The organism is Microcoleus sp. S13C4 (genome assembly GCF_036700865.1).
GTDB lineage: Bacteria > Cyanobacteriota > Cyanobacteriia > Cyanobacteriales > Microcoleaceae > Microcoleus.
The window spans coordinates 103,577-119,877 of the sequence record NZ_JAUBPS010000002.1 but is presented as its reverse complement, the minus strand read 5'-3'; the positions used below and the strand labels follow the sequence as shown (position 1 = coordinate 119,877).

Genomic DNA, 16,301 nt, shown 5'->3' with positions numbered 1-16,301 from the left:
GAATCAGGGGAGAGAAAGCAGAGAATATCGAAGTTGCGATCGCATATTTCACTGCTGCATTAACCGTCTACACCCGCAATGCCTTTCCCGAAAAATGGGCCGGCACGCAAAATAATCTGGCAATTGCCTACAGTGAAAGAATCAGGGGAGATAAAGCAGAGAATATCGAACTGGCGATCGCATCTTACACTGCTGCATTGTCCGTTCTCACCCCCGATGCCTTTCCCGAGTATTGGGCCCAGACGCAAAATAATCTGGCAAATGCCTACAGTAAAAGAATCAGGGGAGAGAAAGCAGAGAATATCGAAAATGCGATCGCCTCTTTTACTGCTGCATTAACCATCCGCACCCCCGATGCCTTTCCCGAAAAATGGGCTATGACGCAAAATAATCTGGCAACAGCCTACCGTCACAGAATCAGGGGAGATAAAGCAGAGAATATCGAAAGTGCTATCGCATCTTTCACTGCTGCATTAACTGTCTACACCCGTGATGCTTTTCCCGAATATTGGGCCGGCACGCAACATAATTTGGGAGAAGCCTACCGTCACAGAATCAGGGGAGATAAAGCAGAGAATATCGAAAGTGCTATCGCACTTTATCACAATGCTTTAACTATTAGAACTCGCGAGGCTTTCCCACAAGAACATACAGGGACTTTATCTAATTTAGGTAATCTTTACCGAAGTAACCAGCAATGGCAACTCGCTTATGATACCTATGCCAAAGCGATTGAAACAGTAGAAACTTTACGGGGCGAGATTCAATCTGGGGATGAAAGCAAACAGAAATTAGCTGAAGAATGGAATGAACTTTATCTGGGCATGGTAGAAGTTTGCATCGAATTAAAACACTACACCAAAGCCCTAGAATACGTCGAACGCAGCAAAGCCCGCAACTTAGTCGAACTCCTCGCCACCCGCGACTTATACCCCAAAGGCGATATTCCCGAAACCGTTCTCAACGAACTCTCGCGCCTGCGTCGAGAAATTGATGCCGAACAGCGCCGACTAGACAACCAACAGACAAATCGTAACAGCAACGGCGGCACAATATCGGGAGAACGCGGCCTCCAAACCGACACCCTACAAACTAGCAGCCGCGATCAAATCCATCTCACCCAATTGTGGCAACAACTCGAGGAACTGCTCGTCCGTGACATCAAACCCATTGACCCCGACTTCCTCCTGACTCAAGAAGTTAAAGGCATCTTCTACAGCGATATTCAAGCCCTCACTGCAGAAAACACCGCTATCCTTGAATGGTACATCCTGGGCGACAAATTCCTTACTTTCATTATCACCCCCCAATCACCAAATCCTATAGTATGGCAATCTTCAAAAGCCGACTTTCAAGCCTTGGTAAATTGGGGCGAGGAATATCTGAGAGATTACCAAGAAGAAGATAAAACCCAATGGCAGGAAAACCTAGCCCCTCGCCTCCAAAGCTTATCTGAAATATTGCATATCAATGAAATTCTGGGGAAAGTACCCAAACACTGCGATCGACTAATTTTAATTCCCCACATTTTCCTACACCTGTTCCCCCTTCACGCCTTGCCGATTAGCCCTGAAACCTGGAAGCGATTTAACCCAGAAACTCAGCCTCCTGAACCCACCAATCCCTACTTACTAGATTGCTTCAAACAAGGTGTCCGCTATTCCCCCAGTTGTCAACTGCTGCAACAGGCACAAAGGCGAAAACGCCCAAATTTCACTCACCTATTTGCCGTCCAAAATCCCTCTAATGACCTGAACTGTAGCGACTTAGAAGTACAAGTGATTAGTGAGCATTTCGACTTCAAAGATATCCTCATCCAAAGTGATGCCAAAAAATTATTCATAGATAACAGCCGTCTCCGCATTACCCACTGCGCCCACTTTAGCTGTCATGGCTACTTTAACTTTAATCAACCTTTGCTATCAGCATTGCTGCTAGCCGACTGCGAATTACCCCCGCCTCGCCCTGAAGAAAACCCCACTCGCTATCTACCCTTACAAAATGGCAACACCCTCGACCTCACCAAATGCCTCACCTTAGCAGACATCTTTGCCCTTGACCTCCGAGAATGCCGCCTGGTTGTCCTCTCCGCCTGCTACACAGGCATCAGCGAATTTAACAGCATCAGCGATGAATATATCAGCTTACCTAGCGGTTTCCTGGCGGCTGGTAGCTCTAGTTTAGTAGCGACTTTGTGGGCCGTCAGCGATGTGTCAGCCTCATTTTTAATGATAAAATTTTATCAGCTTCTCAAAGCCGGGTTAAGTGTCCCCCTTGCCCTTAAATCAGCTCAAGTTTGGCTGCGGGATGCCACTAAAGAAGATTTGCAGCTATGGACAAGCAAACTTACCTTGAATCCCACACAAAAAATTGTACAGTTACCTGCATTATTTAATAAGATGGAAGCTAAAGCTAAACCTTTTCAATCGCCTTACTACTGGGCTGCTTTCTGTGCTATCGGTCAATAGGAGTCTATAAATGTCATTTGAAGAAGACAACACTAGAGCATTTCAACTGTTGATTGCTACCCAGCCTCAATTATTTTATAAACACGAGGCTGAATTACACCAGCTACGTGCTACTCTGCCAGATGATATTAATCAAATATCTCATGCTGTCTCAAATTGGTGTAATTGCGAAAGTCGCCTTCCAATACTTGAGGCTTTGAGAAACTTGCACGGCGATAATAAGTTTCGCCCACCAGGAATCGGCGACAACGTGAAGGCTCCTTCAGAGCCAGGGCCTAAACCTCGTCGCGAAGTAACCAAAGAAACGCTATCAAATGCCATCCAAGAAACTTTCCCCAACCAGTCAAAATAGCACTCAGGCTCTAGGTGATGAACAACACTCAATTGACAGGCAAACTTGCCAACCCCAAACTAATGCTGTTTGCCTTTCATTTGTACAGCAACCTGGCAAAAGGGGATAAACAATCTGTAGAGGCTGACCATTTATGGCATAAATGCGTTGCTTTGGGACAACTGCTGCAAACAGAGCCAAAGCTCGATTTTTTACCTGAAAACCTAAGCAATAGAAATAGCCAAAATAACGAACAAAGTGACTATGTGGAACTTTGGCAGTCAAATGTCGAGAGACTGGTGTCATTTACAACTGTTAGCCAACCGGATAAACTGCCTCTGAAAGGCGTAATTTATCCCCTCCGACTCCACGACACTTACGCGCTGGACTTCACGCTGCTTTTTCGCAATTCTACAGTAGAAGTCAAGCAACTGAGCAGTCTAAATTTTCAAGGTTGTCTACTACCTTGGGAAATCCAAGCATCACTGGGACAAACCCTAGTATTATTTGCTAAACCTGTTGATTTTGCTGGCAATCATCAAGATTTAGCAAAAGATTGTGTAGACGCTTTGTTTCAAGATTCAGAGCTTAAACAGCCAAAACCCTATTTAGTCGGTGACGGAAAACTTCTAGGTAGTCCCATTTTGGAATTTGACAATAGTCAAGAAGATCCCAAGTTAAAGTGTCACATTCTAGTCTGGTTAGATACTAATGAAAAAACTTTAAAGTTGGAGGAGGATGGCAATTATTACCGTCCGCTAATCAATTTATTATGCTGTCGTAGTAAAATTATTTATGCTTATCACCAAGCGTATCGATGCAATGAGGAAGCGAGAAAACTTTATAGGCAATTAGAGGAGAAGGTGGAAGAGTTTAGCCGTTTGAAATCAAATAGAGACGAGCGGCTGGAGCAACTGGAGGGGTGTCTGACTGAACTCCCCCAAATCGGGTTAAATTATGCCCGCTATTTGCGAGATATAGAACTTCACCAGACTACAATTGAAACGAATGTTGCAAATTATAGTTATTGGCTCAAACAACTTGGCGATTGCAGCATCCAAGAAATGGATAACTTAGATTTTATACAAAAATTTGTTGACCGGAGTTGCCAGATATTTCAGAAACAGATTAAAGTCAATATAAGTTATCTTACCGTAGGACGGCAATTGTTTCAACAGATGATTGAAACTATCCGGGGCATTGTAGAAGTTGATGCTCAAAAACAACAGGTACAGTATGAGAAAGTGGAAAAAGAGCGCGATCGCAATTTACAAAATACGATTCAAGCAGTCGGTACCGGCATCGGTGTCGGAGTCGGCTTTGCCGGAATCTTAGCAGCGGGCTACCCCTTAATCGAAAAACCTTGGGATTTGCCTTCTCCCCAACATCCTCTGCTTCCCCCGCATCCCTTCATTATTGCCCTTGTACTTAGTTGTGTAGGCGGTGGAGGCTTGGGATGGTTGGCTTGGTTTTTCACTAAACGCCACCTCAACGCTAAATCATCACCTCAGCAGACAATTTCACCTAGTCCCCAAAATCAACTTACCTCTGGGGATGTGTAATCGCCCTCTGCTTTCTTTGTTAATTACATTTTCGCTGTCATATTCTCGCGACTTACTGATAAATCTGTTTACTCTTTGACAACATCCATTAACTCTTCAATCAAAACATCGAGGGTGCGAGCTATTTTTTGAATTGATGTAATATCAACCGTTGCTAGTCCTTCCGAACGAGCATAGTGCCTGACTGTGCTGTACGGAACCTCGGATCGATCGGCAACATCCTTTAACGTCCATCCTTTTTCGTCAGCCAACTCTCGGATTCGGAACCTAACTAACCCCATTCTACTTGACAAACGATAAGTATTTATCGTTTAATATTTGTAATCACAAAGACGATCGCCCTCAGACCTGATAAATCAAGGGCAATCGCCTCTCTAACCGTCCACTTTCGTGGAAAGGATTTTCCTATGATACCAAAAGAACTCACTTATCGCGATCGACTTAAACCTTGGTGTATAATTCGCCAACTCTCGAACTGTCAGCAGTTAACAGTCGCCCGTTTTACTCGTCGCCCTGATGCCGAAGCTTACTTGAATGCACTGCGTCGCTTAATGCCCGCAGTCCCACATACAATTGTTTTTGTAAATGCGCTGTGCGTAAATGAACTCAGCGTTCCAATTCAAACACAATTGTCGATCGACAGTTAAAGAAAGCTTAGTTCGATCGAGTTTTCGAGAATCCGATCTAAAACTCGATCGACTTTCTAGAAAAACCACTCAATATAAAACAACTGCCAACAGCCAAAAACCGTCAACAGTTGTTTTATATATTCAATGCGGATGGCGAGACTCGAACTCGCAAGGACATAATGCCACACGCACCTCAAGCGTGCGCGTATACCAATTCCGCCACATCCGCTCTTTCTAGCAATCTCCGGGATTTTTGCGTTACGAGTTAAAGATTCGCAGGTTGAGGTTCCTGACATTTAACTTGTGACTTGCCCTTTTGCACCGCCGATTTACAATCATAGCACCACTACCAGCAAAATGTAAAATAAATTTTTGTGAACAATTTCTGGAAAACGATTATCCAGAACATACCGAAAGGCATTATTGTACAGAATATTGAGTGAATTAAGCAGCGAAGATGGGGTTCTCGAAAATTTTAATCGCTAATCGGGGAGAAATAGCTCTCCGCATATTGCGGACCTGCGAGGAAATGGGGATTGCCACGGTCGCCGTACACTCCACCGTAGATAAACACGCCTTGCACGTCCAGTTGGCAGACGAAGCCGTTTGCATCGGCCCCCCCACCAGCAGCAAAAGCTATTTAAACATCCCCAACATCATCGCGGCTGCCCTGACGCGCAACGCAGCAGCCATTCACCCCGGTTACGGCTTCCTCGCCGAAAACGCCCGATTTGCCGAAATCTGCGCCGACCATCAAATTACCTTCATCGGCCCTTCTCCTGCGGCGATGCGGGCGATGGGCGACAAATCCACCGCCAAAGAAACGATGCAGCGAGTGAAAGTCCCCACAGTTCCCGGTAGCGAGGGATTGCTGGCCGACGATCGCGAAGCTTTGTCGATCGCCCGCGACATCGGCTATCCTGTGATGATCAAAGCCACCGCCGGCGGTGGAGGCCGCGGCATGAGGCTAGTTAGAGAACCCTCGGAACTCCCCAAACTATTCTCAGCAGCCCAAGGCGAAGCCGATGCAGCCTTCGGCAACCCTGGACTTTACCTCGAAAAATTCATCGAAAAACCCCGGCACATCGAAATCCAAATCCTCGCCGACAACTACGGTAACGTCATCCACCTCGGCGAGAGAGATTGTTCGATTCAGCGCCGACACCAGAAACTCCTCGAAGAAGCCCCCAGCCCAGCCCTCAGCCAGAAACTGCGAGATCAAATGGGTCACGCCGCCATTGCCGCCGCCAAATCCATCAACTACACGGGTGCGGGGACTGTAGAATTTTTACTTGACAAATCGGGCAAGTTCTACTTTATGGAAATGAACACCCGCATCCAAGTAGAACATCCCGTCACCGAGATGATTACAGGCCTCGACTTGATAGCCGAACAAATCCGCATCGCCCAAGGAGAAAAACTGCAAATCAAGCAAAACCAAGTAATTCTCAACGGCCACGCGATCGAGTGTCGCATCAATGCCGAAGATCCCGATCGCAATTTCCGACCCCACCCCGGCATAATCAGCGGTTATTTGCCTCCCGGTGGCCCCGGCGTGCGGATGGATTCTCACGTCTACACCGATTACGAAATACCCGCTTACTACGATTCTTTAATCGGTAAAGTAATTGTATGGGGGCGCGATCGACCGACAGCCATCCGCAGGATGAAACGGGCATTGCGGGAATGCGCCATCACCGGCGTCCCCACCACCCTGGGCTTCCACCAAAAAATCCTCGATTCCCCCGAGTTTCTCAGCGGCGAAGTTTACACGAATTTCGTCGAACAGTTCTTGAACCAAAACAGTCATTAGTCAGTTGGCAGTTGGCAGTTGGCAGTGAACCGCCAACAGTCAACCATCAACCGCCCACTTCTACATCATCATCGTCAGTAGCCCTTGCTGACCGAGAATCATTTCTCGCAGCAAGCTACAGATACCCACCCAAATAATCGGCGTAATGTCCACCCCGCCGATCGGCGGTACAATCTTTCTAGTTACGGCTAAAAAAGGTTCCGTCGGCCAAGCAATCAGACTCAACGGCAACTTGCTCAGGTTCACCTCGGGATACCAAGTCAGGACGATCCGAAAAATAAACAGCAAGGTCATCACGACTAGGACAGAGCCCAGAATCCAACTTGCAACGGTAATACCAGTCATGGGTCTTATCTCGAAAATTTAAGTTTTGTTAAGTCTGCCCTTCATAATTTTAACCGTTTCACAGGTGCGATCGAAAGTATAAAATTAATAAAAATCAAATTGTTGTAACAAAGGCTTGGAATCTATGACTCCTTCTCTCGCGAACTTTTTGTACAGCCTGCTGGTCGGCGTGGTGGTGGTAGTGCTTCCAGCAACGATCGGCCTGATATTCATCAGCCAAAAAGACAAAATCAAGCGCACCTAAAAAGTCAGCGGGTGTCTAAGTCCGGCGCTGCAAGTCAATTGTGGGCTACAAGTCGGGCATTTCCCCGATCCGAGAAACCTCGGCTGCCAGCAACTGTCAAGGCAAAACCTTCAGTTGACTGCCAAGCTGAGGTTTTTTCCCGTTAAACTCATTATTATATGGTTCACTTCCCAAGCTGAAACCCTGACCGGACGCTGCCCCAGAAAGCACAGTCGGGCTGACAGACTTAATGATAGATGTAAAATCTAACTCGCTAACATAGGAAAGACATAGGAGATAGGCTAATGGTCAATTTAGGATTGAACTGGAGCAGCCTGCTAGGGATCATCCTAGCCGTTGCAGGGGCAGGACTGTATTTTCTGCGATCGTGGCGTCCCAAACTAGCCCGAGACCACGATATTTTTTTTGCAGCAGTCGGCCTGCTGTGCGGCGGTATCCTGTTATTTCAAGGATGGCGGCTTGACCCAATTCTGGCATTCGGTCAATTTCTGCTCACAGGTTCCGCCATATTTTTTGCAGCAGAAAGCATTAAGCTGCGCGGAGCAACCACAGCACAAGCCAAAAGTCGTGCCCAATACGTAGATGAAGAACGACCCGTCAGCAATGCCTACGCTTACGACGGCTACGATTCCGAAATCGAGCAGCTAGAACCAGAGGAAGACTACCCCCAGCGTCCCCGGATTAGAGGCAGCCAAGACAACCGTTCCTCTCGGGAAGCCTACGACGACGAACCCCGCCGCCGCCCCTCGAATCGCAACGGCAGCGTTAACACCTCCAGGTCTGAGTCGCCCGATCGATCGTCGCGCAAACGTCCCTCTCGCCCAGAAGCCCCGCCTGCCCAAGACTCTGACAACTGGGACGTTTCAGACAACCCCGAAGAAAGACCGACCCGCAGCCGCAGCAGTCGCCCCCCTGCTTCGGAAAACCGCAGTTCCGATACGCCGCCGAGAACCAAAAAACCCCGTCCTACGGAATCATCCAGGTCTCGCCCCAGCAACCGCGACGTGGAAGCACCGCCGTCAGATTACGTGGAGTATCGACCTGTAGAATACCCGGAAGACCAACCGGATAATTCCCCCAGTTTCGACAAATAGGCAAACATAAGTAGGTGGGTGAAACTAAACATTTATTGCCCAGCTCCGACTTGGGACACAGCAAAACTCTAAGTTGCGTTTATTGATACCCATCTACTTATTATCAGATATTAGACTTATTAAAAAGACTGTAAATTGCGAGTGTGAAACCGCAGACAAACGTAGATATACACACATAAAACCTAATTTTTTGTAAAAAAATCCTAACATACCGAACCTGTGGAACTAATCGACAGCATAATAATCTAAATATAAAATCCCAAATCTAAAATCAGCAAGATGCCATTACTAGAAATAGGAGATCCGGCTCCCTGGTTTTCCATCCCTTCTACAAATAACCCCTTATTTCATTTCTCGACGGTTGGCGGCCAGCGAGTCGTGCTGTTTTTCTTTGGCAGCGCAGCTTTTGAACAAATCCAAGTTATCCTCAAAAGCTTTCAAGAGCTATCAGAGGAATTCCAAAGCTTGCAAGTAGAGCGGTTGGGAGTGAGCGTTGACCCAGCAGACAAAGAACAAAACAGACCGACAACAATTGCTCCGTCATTCATCTTTTTCTGGGACTTGGATAAAACAGTCAGTCAGAAGTACGGTGTGTCCCAAGATGTCGAACAAAATGGAGTTGCCGGAGTTCACTATGCACCCCAAACTTTTGTACTCAACGAAAACCTTCAGGTAATTAACATTTTGCAGATGGGCGAACCGCACCTACACGCCCAGCAAGTATTAGATTTTCTCAAAACTTTGCCCCCAATTGAGGAAGCTCGACCCATTACTGCTCATGCCCCCGTGTTGGTAATTCCTAACGTTTTAAACAAAGCATTTTGCCGTAGTTTGATCGATATGTACAAAGCTAAGGGTGGCACTCCCTCGGGCTTTATGAGGCAAATAGAGGGGAAAACAGTTTGCCTGTACGACGAGACTTTCAAGAAGCGTCGAGATTTCTTTATTGAAGACGAGGATTTCCAGCGAGAATTGAGTGCGATTATTCTGCGCCGGGTGATGCCGGAAGTAGAGAAAGCTTTTCAGTTTACAATTACCAGGTTTGAACGGTATTTAATAGGTTGTTACGATGCTGACAGCGGCGGTTATTTTCGGCCGCACCGCGACAACACTAGCAAAGCTACGCTGCACCGCAGGTTTGCGATGACGCTAAACTTGAATGTGGGAGAGTACACGGGGGGATTTTTACGGTTTCCAGAGTACGCGCCCCACGGTTATAAAGGGGATGCGGGCACGGCGATTATTTTTTCGTGTTCTTTGCTGCATGAAGCCACTGCCGTGATTAGTGGTCAGCGCTTTGCTTTGCTGTCTTTTTTCTACGGCAATGAGGACGCTGCGGTACGAGAAGCTAATTTTAAGTATTTAGCTGCTGATTCAGATTCCCGAAAAGGAGAACCGGCGTGAGGAATGTCACTACCGTGGTGCAAGTCCTAAAATAATTACAGAAGGTAGTTAGCGGTTAGCCACAAAACCTAATTCGTAGCTACCGATCGCTAAATAATAATCGATCGCCATGAATTTCAAACTTCTAAGTTTAGCAGTATCGGGAATTTTAACGGTAGGGGTAACAGCCAGCGCTACTGCGGTTGTTACAGCATCCCCTGTGCGGCAATCAACAGATTTAACGGAATTTAACTCGGTGCATTCCCAGGGTGCGATCGCCCAAAATGTCGAAGAACAAACCAATATTCGAGTCTACGAAAAGGCTAGTCCGGCTGTTGTTACCGTCGATACAGATAAATCTAACGGCAGCGGCACAATTATCAGCCCCGACGGCATGGTGTTAACTAACGCCCACGTGGTTTCGGCAGGCGGTACCGTCAATATCATTTTGTCAGACGGCAAAAAACTTGTGGCCGATGTCGTCGGATTCGGCGAAGAAGGTCTAGACTTAGCCGTGGTGAAGATTCGGGGTCAAAACAATTTGCCCACTATTCCTTTAGCCCGTCCAGGTTCGGTGAAAGTCGGGCAACAAGCATTTGCGATCGGCAATCCATTCGGTCAATTTCAAGGTACTTTTACAGTCGGAATCGTCAGCCGCATCGACCAGCAGCGGGGCTTAATTCAAACCGACGCCGCCATCAATCCCGGCAATTCAGGAGGCCCACTGCTAAACAGTTCAGGAGAATTAATCGGCGTCAATACTTCTATTTTTACTCGTGGTCGGGGCGGAGGTAATATCGGTATCGGTTTTGCAATTTCAGCAGACAAAGTACCCGCTTTCCTGACAGCGGTACGAGAAGGGCGGGCTCCCCGCGTGGCTCAAGCCCGATCGCCCTTTGGCAACAAATCACCTCAAAAAGTTCCGTTAAACGGGCCCGCCGTCAGCGGCCTCCTCACCGACAAGTCTAGCGTTCTACCCACTGACAACAGCTTTTTTGACCTCTACTCCTTTGAGGGAAAAGCGGGTCAGCAAATCACAATAGAAATGAAAAGTCAAGAAATTGACCCTTATTTAATTTTGCTCGGACCCAACCAGCGCGAAATCGCGCAAGATGATGACGGGGCAGGCAGTAAAGACGCCAGAATTACAGTCAGGCTGCCCGCAGACGGGACTTACACGTTAGTGGCAAATTCCTACCAAGCTAGGCAGTCAGGGGCTTATACGTTAGAACTGAAAGCGAGTGCTCCTACCGCGCCTTCTCGGGCTATTTTGCAAGAAGAAGGCGCTTTAGTCGCAGGCGGCCCAGTATTGCCGTCTGACAACAGTCTGTATCGCGAGTATACTTTTGAAGGTCGATCAGGTCAGTCTGTAGCCATTTCCCTAGAAAGCACAGATTTTGATCCCTATGTGGCTATCTTTGACCCTAATAGCCGATTAGTGGCAGAAAATGACGATGCGAGTGATTCGACTAAAAATGCGTTTCTGAGCGTTACTTTGCCCGCTACGGGTCGCTACCGCGTAATTGTCAATGCTTACGATGCTTCGGGCCGGGGTCGTTACACTCTAACTGTCCGGTGAAAATTGGGCATTGGGCATTGGTAATTGGTCGAATTATTCTGCTTCCAGCTTCCGTGCATCCATTAAATCTTGTACAGTGCTCGTTGCCGAAGTTCCTTCTTCCATCCGTTAAATCCTTTACACTCATCCGTTACCGAAGTTCCTTCTTCCATCCGTTAAATCCGTTACAGAATCCGTTGCCGAACTTCCTTCTTCGTTGCAAATCGAGGTAATTCATGCGTCAAGTTAGATTTTGGGCGATCGCGCCAATTGCTCTACTAGCTACTTTTTCTGGTAAGCCGACTCTCTCCCTGCCAGTTTCAAATTTAGGTGGAGTTGCTAACAGTAGTTTCACCCTCCTTTCAGCAGAATTTCCTCAAAATTTAACTAATGCGAAGCCTGCTGGCAAGGCGGTTTTAGCTCAAGCAAGCCCCAAGCCATCGCCATCACCACAGAGTTCGCCAACTCAGAGCCCAACTGTAGAACCTCGGCCGAGTCCTGATGCGGGTTCATCTAAAGTCATTTTAGAGCAAAACGGAGAACTCACCCCTGCTAAGTCTTCTGTACTGCCCTCGGACAGCAGTTTGTACGATGAGTATACCTTTGAAGGGACTCAGGGTCAGAAAGTGGTTGTTACAGTAGAAAGTACCGAGTTTGATACTTATCTCGCTATTTTCAACTCCCAGGGCGAGCTACTTGCAGAAAATGATGATGCCACGCAGCAAAATTCCAATTCAGAGCTTACTGTTACCTTGTCTGCGAACGGTCGCTATCGGGTCATTGTCAATGCTTACGATCCGCCTCCAAAAGGTAGAGGCAAGTACAGTTTGAGAGTGCGCGAAACAACTGGAAATTAGTTTGAACGAAACTTGGGAGCCAGGGCACGGCATTGCCGTGTCCCTATAATTCAAGGACGATCGCACTCCAAGTAAGTGCGATCGACTTTGGTACATTCATGTGTTATCTGAAACTAGAAAACTCATAATTTTGTATTTATAATTTGATAAACCGTATTTTAAATAACTCTTAAAAGTAGAATGGAAGCTGAAAGAGCGATAAATTTTCAACTTCCCTTCTTGATTTAGATTAATTTAACGGAAACCCAGCCAGGTAAAAAAATCCTGGCGGGTGAAGAATTCTAGCAGTAAAAGTCCCACGAATCCCACCATCGCAAATCGGCCGTTGATTTGTTCTGCATAGGCATTCCACCCAAACGCGGGTTCTGGTTTTGGGGTATTTGGGGCTGTCGGTTTTGGGGATGGAGGAGTTTTAGCAGTCATTTAAAAGTTTTGAGTTTTGAGTTTTGAGTAGTGACTTTTGGGAAGCTTTGCGATCGCACAACTTGTAATTTACCAGGAAAATGACAGCCCATGGCTAATCTGCTGAATTTTCTAAACTTTGAACCGATTCGATCAGATTTCGCACCGTTTCCGTACCTTCTGAAGGCTCAAAAAACAGCGGGAACTTGCCGCGAGCGATCATTCTCAAACCCAACGGGCCCAGACTCAGCAAACCTTTAACGTCCCGGAAGTAGTTTCCTACTACTTCGATGCCAAACTTGCGCTCGTCTATCCAGCCGCCTTCTTTGACGAGATCGATTAAAACTTTGCGGTGGCGGATCGATCGACTGGCTTGGTCGTCTTTGCGATCGAGAATCTCCTGTTTAATCTTACCAATTTGATCCATCGGCGCGACTTCCATCGGACAAACCGAGTTGCAGTAGTAACAGCGGGTGCATCCCCAGACGCCTGCGGTGCCTTCGTTGTATTTCTCCAGTCGATTTTCGGTTTCGCTGTCGCGGGAGTCGGCGATCGTGCGGTAAGCTTTGGCGAGGGCGTGGGGGCCGACAAATTCCGGGTTGACTTCGCGGGCGTTGCACTCAGAATAGCACGCACCACAGAGGATGCAGTTGCCGGTTTGGTCGAGTTTCGATCGCTCTTCTGGAGTTTGCAGAAATTCGCGTTCGGGAATTGCTCGCGAGGCTGTGCTGATATATGGTTCAACTGCTTCTAGGTTGTCCCAAAAACTGGTCATGTCAACAACCAAATCTTTAATAACGGGCATATTTCCCATTGGGGCGACGGTGATTTCTGGGATGAAATTGGTAGGCATTTCTGCTGAGCTGGAATCAGCTATTTTTTGCAGTCTTGCGAGTTCGCTGGCTACATTTTCTTTGCAAGCTAATGCCGAGCGACCGTTAATTCGCATAGAACAACTGCCGCAAATTGTATTGCGGCAATTTTTGCGAAAAGCTAAAGTGCCGTCGTGTTCCCACTTGATACTGTTGAGGCAGTCGAGGATGGTATTGCTCTCTTCCACATCTAGGGTGTAAGTGTGAACGCGGGGAGCCTCGTTTTGATTTTGGCGCACTACATTAAAGCGGACTTTCATATTTTGATTAAGGAATTTAGTGTCTATTTTAAGCTAGATTTTCTGACTGTCTAGAAAGCTCTTATTTTTTTAACAACTACCTAAAGTAAGAGATTTTAAAGTTTTTTATTATTGTTCGATAAACAGCAATAATTCTCAAGTTATAAATCTTACATTGCAACTTTTTTAAGCGGATTTGTGAGCTATTAATTGGAGATAAAAGTAATTAATCGCTGCAATTCGGTAGTCGGAGGTGTGTGATGTCCAGCTTGTTTGTATTAACTTTCATGTTTTCCACACCGGCCTTTTGTTTGGGTGTCCTAAATCCTAAATGGGTGGGACTGGGAACTCGCAAGCGATCGGCTGCCTTGTACGGCGGGTTGATGGCAGTTTCGTTCGTTTTGCTTGGGGTTACAGCACCTAAGCCGCCTCAACCAGTTTCTTCGGGGCTGCTTGCCTCAACAGAATGGTCAGAATTTAGGGTAAGCGCACCTTTGCGCTGAACGTAGCTGGGTATGCACTTCACTTTTCTGGCAGCGTTACAAGAAATTTTAGCAGGACTTACGCCCGGTTGGGGCGAGAAACCTAGTTTTTTAAGAACAATAGTTGGTTCTACTCATTTACTGCAATTAAAAACCCCGGTTTCTCGGCGTCGGAGTGCGATAGCGAACTGTAGGAAAAACTCGTGGGTTTAGTAAGGACAAATAAACTCACAAACCGAGTTTTACCAGCGTCCCGTGTCTAGGGTTATATTTACTTCGTAAATCCTACGGATTTGTGAGTTGCCTGCCGATAACTAAGGAAGTTAACTTCTCAGGACTTACGCACAGAAATTAAAGAAATCGGGTTTTTTAAACAAATATCCTTCGTGCTTCACCTCGGATTTTGGTAAAAGAAACCCGGTTTCTGCGTCCTGGGCTACTTCTCTTTTTTACTGGTAAAGGTCGCTATGTTTAATTTTTTCGTCTTAAGCTTTCTATTGTCGATCCCTGCCTTCTTTCTGGGTATTGTTAATCCGAAATGGGTGGGCGCACCAACCCGCAAGCGATCGATCGCGATGTACGGCGGGTTGATGGCGGCTTCGTTTGTGCTTGTTGGCGTCACCGCACCCGCTCCGTCTCAGGAAGTTTCAGTGGCGCTTCCGGCCCCAACCGATCCGCTAGTATCATCTCAAACCGTTAAGCCGTCACTGCTTTCGGCAGCGCCGACACCCAAGCCGGAGACTGTGAAAACGCCGACACCAACACCGAAACCTGCAATTTCTGCTCCAGCACCTACACTTGCCAAACCAGAGCCCGATCGCAAATTGCCATCTTCAGTCAAATCTGTTGAACGAACCGCAGAGATTGCTCTTGATGCACAGCAGCCAAAGGAAGATACCAAGAAAGTTATTTACGAGTCTTCTAAACCAAAGGTTAAAAGTGCCGATTTTCCGAGTTGCGTTAACTCGGATTGCAACTGTTCTGACTTTGCGACTCAAGCCGAAGCGCAGCGAGTTTTAGAGGCATATCCGGGCGATCCGTTTAAGCTTGATCGAGATAAAGACTCGATCGCTTGTGAAACATTGCCTTAGATCTTATCTGCCAACAGCCTCGGTTAATGATGAAGGCTTTTTTGGGTGATTGTACGAATTGAAGAACGCAAATCGATCGGCTAAAATTGTGTAATTGTTGAGCTTGCGGTGCGGGTGCAGCTATGACTTACAGCTTGAGAATTGTCGATTTGCCAACGAGTGAACGGCCACGCGAACGGCTGATGGCGGGTGGCCCGAAAAGTTTGGCGACGGCAGAATTGATTGCGATTCTCCTGGGTACTGGTCAGGGACCCGGCAAACTTTCCGCCGTCGGGCTCGGACAGTATATTTTAAATCAGTTGAGTTTGCATTCCCGCGATCCTGTGGCTGTGCTACGCACTATTAGCGTTCAGGAGTTGACGCAGATTCACGGGATTGGCCCGGCCAAGGCAACTTCGATTTTGGCGGCAGTGGAGTTGGGGAAGCGGGTATTTCAGTCGCGGCCGCCGGAAATGGCTGTGGTTGACTCTCCCCAAGCGGCGGCGGATGCCCTGAGTCAGGATTTGATGTGGCAGTCTCAGGAACGCTTTGCTGTGGTGCTGCTGGATGTGAAAAATCGGCTGCTGGGAACTCAGGTAATTACGATCGGCACAGCAACGGAAACTTTGGCTCACCCACGGGATATTTTTCGCGAGGTGATCCGCCAGGGGGCGACGCGGGCGATTATCTCGCACAATCACCCCTCGGGGATTGTGGAACCAAGCCCGGAGGATATTGCTTTGACGCGACAGTTGCTGGCGGGAGCACAGTTTTTGTCGATTCCGCTGCTCGATCACTTGATTTTGGGGAATGGCGATTTTCGGAGCTTGCGGCAGACGACGACGCTTTGGGACGAGTATCCCCAGGGCGATTGAACTCTTATACTTAACTAATTTGATTACTATCATTAGTTATTTGTATCTTTGGGCTCTCCGACGGCTGAATCCCCTCT

At 47.3% G+C, this 16,301-nt stretch carries 17 protein-coding genes and 1 tRNA gene; 13 read left to right on the top strand and 5 right to left on the bottom strand.

Annotated features, from left to right (window positions below):
- The 3 genes from QT996_RS01840 to QT996_RS01830 all read left to right on the top strand — a co-directional run.
- A partial coding sequence (locus QT996_RS01840; RefSeq protein WP_333044180.1) for a CHAT domain-containing protein occupies positions 1-2,468 on the top strand: 2,468 nt, incomplete at its 5' end.
- Positions 2,469-2,478: 10 nt separating this feature from the next.
- The gene (locus tag QT996_RS01835) at positions 2,479-2,820 is read left to right on the top strand and encodes a hypothetical protein (RefSeq protein ID WP_333044179.1); all 342 of its coding nucleotides are present in this window, start codon (positions 2,479-2,481) and stop codon (positions 2,818-2,820) included.
- Positions 2,821-2,837: 17 nt separating this feature from the next.
- Positions 2,838-4,361, top strand: a complete 1,524-nt coding sequence (locus tag QT996_RS01830) for a hypothetical protein (protein ID WP_333044178.1) — start codon at positions 2,838-2,840, stop codon at positions 4,359-4,361.
- Positions 4,362-4,429: 68 nt separating this feature from the next.
- Here the strand turns inward: QT996_RS01830 and QT996_RS01825 are convergent, their stop codons facing one another.
- Positions 4,430-4,642: a helix-turn-helix domain-containing protein gene (locus QT996_RS01825; protein WP_332973393.1), complete on the bottom strand. Its 213-nt coding sequence runs from the start codon at positions 4,640-4,642 to the stop codon at positions 4,430-4,432.
- Positions 4,643-4,768: 126 nt separating this feature from the next.
- Between QT996_RS01825 and QT996_RS01820 the strand changes: the two genes are divergently transcribed.
- On the top strand, positions 4,769-5,008 hold the full coding sequence (locus tag QT996_RS01820; protein WP_333044177.1) for a hypothetical protein: 240 nt from the start codon (positions 4,769-4,771) through the stop codon (positions 5,006-5,008).
- Positions 5,009-5,135: 127 nt separating this feature from the next.
- Here QT996_RS01820 and QT996_RS01815 read toward each other — a convergent pair.
- A tRNA-Leu gene (locus tag QT996_RS01815) sits at positions 5,136-5,219 on the bottom strand.
- A 228-nt stretch (positions 5,220-5,447) separates the two neighbouring features.
- Here QT996_RS01815 and accC point away from each other — a divergent pair.
- A complete protein-coding gene (gene accC, locus QT996_RS01810; protein WP_333044176.1) occupies positions 5,448-6,803 on the top strand; it encodes an acetyl-CoA carboxylase biotin carboxylase subunit in 1,356 nt (451 codons plus the stop codon).
- 60 nt (positions 6,804-6,863) lie between these two features.
- Here the strand turns inward: accC and QT996_RS01805 are convergent, their stop codons facing one another.
- Positions 6,864-7,148, bottom strand: a complete 285-nt coding sequence (locus QT996_RS01805) for a YggT family protein (protein ID WP_006634856.1) — start codon at positions 7,146-7,148, stop codon at positions 6,864-6,866.
- Between the two features lie 124 nt (positions 7,149-7,272).
- Here QT996_RS01805 and psbX point away from each other — a divergent pair, with 124 nt between their 5' ends.
- From psbX to QT996_RS01780, 5 genes are all read left to right on the top strand, one after another.
- Positions 7,273-7,392: a photosystem II reaction center X protein gene (gene psbX / locus QT996_RS01800; protein ID WP_006634855.1), complete on the top strand. Its 120-nt coding sequence runs from the start codon at positions 7,273-7,275 to the stop codon at positions 7,390-7,392.
- 284 nt (positions 7,393-7,676) lie between these two features.
- Positions 7,677-8,486, top strand: coding sequence for a Ycf66 family protein (locus QT996_RS01795; protein ID WP_333044175.1), 810 nt, complete (start codon positions 7,677-7,679; stop codon positions 8,484-8,486).
- A gap of 279 nt (positions 8,487-8,765) precedes the next feature.
- Positions 8,766-9,890, top strand: a complete 1,125-nt coding sequence (locus QT996_RS01790; RefSeq protein ID WP_333044174.1) for a redoxin domain-containing protein — start codon at positions 8,766-8,768, stop codon at positions 9,888-9,890.
- A gap of 109 nt (positions 9,891-9,999) precedes the next feature.
- Positions 10,000-11,448, top strand: coding sequence for a trypsin-like peptidase domain-containing protein (locus QT996_RS01785; RefSeq protein ID WP_333044173.1), 1,449 nt, complete (start codon positions 10,000-10,002; stop codon positions 11,446-11,448).
- A 215-nt stretch (positions 11,449-11,663) separates the two neighbouring features.
- Positions 11,664-12,284: a pre-peptidase C-terminal domain-containing protein gene (locus QT996_RS01780; RefSeq protein ID WP_333044172.1), complete on the top strand. Its 621-nt coding sequence runs from the start codon at positions 11,664-11,666 to the stop codon at positions 12,282-12,284.
- Between the two features lie 234 nt (positions 12,285-12,518).
- Here QT996_RS01780 and QT996_RS01775 read toward each other — a convergent pair whose 3' ends face one another.
- Positions 12,519-12,707, bottom strand: a complete 189-nt coding sequence (locus QT996_RS01775) for a chlorophyll a/b-binding protein (RefSeq protein WP_333044171.1) — start codon at positions 12,705-12,707, stop codon at positions 12,519-12,521.
- A gap of 94 nt (positions 12,708-12,801) precedes the next feature.
- Complete coding sequence (locus QT996_RS01770; protein WP_333044170.1) at positions 12,802-13,818, bottom strand: succinate dehydrogenase/fumarate reductase iron-sulfur subunit; 1,017 nt, start codon at positions 13,816-13,818, stop codon at positions 12,802-12,804.
- 239 nt (positions 13,819-14,057) lie between these two features.
- On the opposite strand from QT996_RS01770, the gene QT996_RS01765 reads away from it, so the two are divergent.
- The 3 genes from QT996_RS01765 (at position 14,058) to radC (ending at position 16,224) form a co-directional block, all read left to right on the top strand.
- The gene (locus QT996_RS01765; protein WP_333044169.1) at positions 14,058-14,300 is read left to right on the top strand and encodes a hypothetical protein; all 243 of its coding nucleotides are present in this window, start codon (positions 14,058-14,060) and stop codon (positions 14,298-14,300) included.
- Between the two features lie 446 nt (positions 14,301-14,746).
- A complete protein-coding gene (locus tag QT996_RS01760) occupies positions 14,747-15,370 on the top strand; it encodes an excalibur calcium-binding domain-containing protein (RefSeq protein ID WP_333044168.1) in 624 nt (207 codons plus the stop codon).
- Positions 15,371-15,492: 122 nt separating this feature from the next.
- Positions 15,493-16,224 (top strand): RadC family protein, encoded by a 732-nt coding sequence (gene radC, locus QT996_RS01755; protein WP_333044167.1) that lies wholly within the window; start codon positions 15,493-15,495, stop codon positions 16,222-16,224.
- Positions 16,225-16,301 lie beyond the last annotated feature (77 nt).